Origin of the sequence: Shinella sp. JR1-6 (assembly GCF_004284735.1) — a bacterium.
Taxonomy (GTDB): Bacteria; Pseudomonadota; Alphaproteobacteria; order Rhizobiales; family Rhizobiaceae; genus Shinella.
In genome coordinates, this window is sequence record NZ_SHMI01000080.1 from 2,015 (window position 1) to 3,662 (window position 1,648).

Sequence of the window (1,648 nt, forward strand, 5' to 3'; positions counted from 1 at the left end):
CGTCGACAAATACAACGCGCGCCTCGTTGTCGCGAACTTCGCACGGGGTCCCTCCAAGGTTGATTACCTTGGCAGATTTAACAATCACTTCACTGCTCACAACCATCCCCTCCTTGCTGAGATGAATGCACGTTCTGCGGGCGTATCGAAAGAGTCAAGCGAGGACGCAGCATGACCCAATCCCCCATTAATGCCGGCCCGCACCTTTCAGCGGCTTCCGGTGGCAAGCCGAGCATACCAAGCCCCGATGCCGGCGGCGTAAAAATGGATGGTCGCCACCATCCAGGCCGGTCCGACGTGAAGTCGGCTCATGCATCCGCCAAATCGGGACAAGCCACCAATCATGCTCCGCAGACGGACGAGATACCGGACGACATCATCGAAGCTGCGGAGAACGCCGCAATTTTGATCGGGCAGACTGATGGCGACCTCATCGAGATGACCGGGATTATCGCCAAGGCCCTTTGCGTAGAGCGACAGCGCGACCAGTGGCAGCCGATAGAGACGGCTCCGATGGATGGAACCAGCATACTCGTAGCCGAGGCAGTTCGGCCCGGCGTCGATATGGTTTCGTGGAAAGGCGGGAAGAAGCACGGTGCATGGCACACCGAAGACGGGTCCGCTTCCTACGTCGAAGGCTTTTTCACTCATTGGCAGCCTCTCCCTGCAGCGCCGAAAGGCGGTGTTGCATGAACGCTCCACAACGCTTTTCCCTCACTCACCGCCAGCAGGATACGATGCACTTCATCATGGCCTACCGAAATGAGTCCGGCGGCATCTCCCCATCCTATGCCGAGATCATGGACGCTATCGGCGTCCGGTCGAAGTCCACGGTCAACCGTCTCTTGAACGGCTTGGAAGAGCGGGGCCGTATCATCCGCATGCCGAACCGCGCCCGCACCATACAGGTGATCGAATGAAGCGCGGCCCTCTCTCCGAAGAAACACATCCGAGTGACCTCGACGCACAACACGCAATCGAGGCCACTCGGGGAGCTGACCCATGGGAACGCGAAGACGTGAGGCGGCAGTCACGTCTCCAGCCCGTATTGGTCAGCGATCCTTTCATGAATGTCCTTTCGAGGTGGTGTGATGAGCAAATCAGCGTTCGCGAGAATACTGGATGGTCTCCAGCAGGCCAGAAAGTGGTCCAAGGGAGACGATAGCGCGATGCACGCTTGCTATTGCGTCGGCCCGGTAAACGGTCAGCCTCATTGCCCATGCCAGATGAGGAAGCCTTTGCAGCTCGACGACATGGCTGGAGCGCCGGAAGGCGACCTGACCTCGTTCCTCGTCAAGCGCCTAGATCGTGAGCTGAACGGCGGGGAGGCCGCGTGATGGACCCGGAAGTCATCAAGCTGCTCAGCGAAGCAATCTGGTGGGCCGGCGTTATCGGTGTCCTTTGGGCGATTGGCAGAGCCTGAGATTGATCTGAGCGCTCGCCCCCTCGCGCCGGATCAAGAGGACGGCGGTTCCTCCCCCGCCGTCCTCACCCTAATCCGGGGAAACCTGCCCTTGAGACGCAGAACCACTGCATGGGCAGGCTCCCCGAGAGGAACGAAGAAATCGGGCTCGCCAGCGGCGGACCTGTGAGACGGCGGGGAAGTGGGCTCCCGCACGAAGCCTTGGGCCCCGTCGTCTCCTCTTGG

At 60.3% G+C, this 1,648-nt stretch carries 2 protein-coding genes; both read left to right on the forward strand.

Annotation, left to right across the window (positions count from 1 at the left end; genetic code table 11):
- Positions 1–171: 171 nt before the first annotated feature.
- Entirely contained in the window at positions 172–693 is a 522-nt protein-coding gene (locus tag EXZ48_RS35200) for a DUF551 domain-containing protein (RefSeq protein ID WP_165909515.1), read from the forward strand.
- Complete coding sequence (locus EXZ48_RS34120; protein WP_165909516.1) at positions 690–920, forward strand: LexA family transcriptional regulator; 231 nt, start codon at positions 690–692, stop codon at positions 918–920. Before EXZ48_RS35200 ends, EXZ48_RS34120 begins: the two co-directional genes overlap by 4 nt.
- Positions 921–1,648 lie beyond the last annotated feature (728 nt).